Annotated in this window: 1 protein-coding gene; it reads left to right on the forward strand. The window is 63.0% G+C overall.

The genetic code is table 11. From position 1 onward, the window contains the following. A partial coding sequence (locus NMG80_RS29190) for a recombinase family protein (protein ID WP_254021312.1) occupies nucleotides 1-1,407 on the forward strand: 1,407 nt, incomplete at its 5' end. Nucleotides 1,408-1,429 lie beyond the last annotated feature (22 nt).

A 1,429-nucleotide genomic window follows, 5' to 3' on the forward strand; every position in this document is an offset into this window, starting at 1 on the left:
GCTTTGCCCGTTAAGTCGCATGACGTAGAGGGGCGCTTCATCGCCTGGAAACTGCCGCTCTACAATACCGTGCACAACATTCTGACCAACCCAGTCTATGCGGGTGCCTATGCCTTCGGGCGCACGACAAGCAAGGTCATCATTGAGGAGGGCCGCAAACGCGTGCGCCGCGGGCTGCGGCGCCCTCAGATGGAATGGGACGTCCTGCTTAAGGACCAGCACGAAGGCTACATTCCGTGGAGCGAGTTCGAGAGTAACCAACAGGTGATTGCCAATAACGCAATCGGCAAAGGCAGTGCCACCGCCAAAGGAGCGGTACGGCGCGGGGGGCTGCTTCTCGCGGGGCTTCTGCGTTGCGGCCATTGCGGCCGTAAGATGTATGTCGCTTATAGCGGCAAGGCGGGGCGCTATCACTGCCGGGGTGCGCTCGTCAATCATGGCACCGAGCGGTGCATCTCGTTTGGCGGCTTGCGCGCCGATGAGGCTGTCGGCGCCGCGGTTCTTGGTGCCTTGAAGCCGCTCGGCATCGACGCCGCAACCAAGGCGCTCGAGGTTCAAGCGAGCGAGACGTCAGCCGCACAAAGGCAGCTCGAGCTGGCACTGCAGCGGGCGCGTTACGAGGCTACCCATGCGCGTCGGCAATACGATGCCGTCGACCCGGCCAATCGTCTGGTCGCTGGCGAGCTGGAGCGCCGCTGGAACAACGCGCTTGAAGCCGTGCACGAGATCGAAGGCGAGATTGCCGCGCTCGAGGCGCGAAGACCATCTCTGCTGGGAGAGAAGGAACGGGATCAGCTGATGCGGCTCGGCGCCGATCTGGACCTCGCCTGGTCGCACCCGGCAGCAACATCTGCGACGCGCAAGAGGATCGTTCGCGCAGCCTTGCGCGAGATCGTCGTCCGTATCGAAGGTGGCGTCATCGAGATGGTCCTGCATTGGCAGGGAGGGGACCACACGGCATTGGAGCTCAAGATGAACGCCGCCGGCAAGCATCGCTGGACAGTCCCCGAGGATACTTTGACGCTGGTCCGCGAGCTGGCGCGTCTGATGCCCGACCGCCAGATTGCGCGGCTCCTCAATCGAGCCGGTAAGCCGACAGGGCGAGGCAACGGCTGGACCCAGGCGCGGATCTGTTCGTTCCGCAGCCATCACGGCATTGCCGTCCACCGCGCCAGCGAATGGGCTGAGCGAGGCGAGATTACGCTTGAAGCTGCCGCGCAAATCATGGATGTGAGCGTGATGACGGCGCTGCGCATGGCCCGGCTCGGCATCATCAAAGGGCGGCAAGTGTGTTATGGTGCGCCCTGGGCCTTCAAGACGGCGGATATCGCCGCCTATCGCACGCGGAATGCGCCGCAGCGTCCGCTAACAGCCGATCCCGCTCAACAGCGCTTTGATTTTCAATGACATAGAAAGTGAGCATTATGAC

This window comes from Mesorhizobium escarrei, assembly GCF_935825525.1.
In the GTDB taxonomy this organism is placed as follows: domain Bacteria; phylum Pseudomonadota; class Alphaproteobacteria; order Rhizobiales; family Rhizobiaceae; genus Mesorhizobium; species Mesorhizobium escarrei.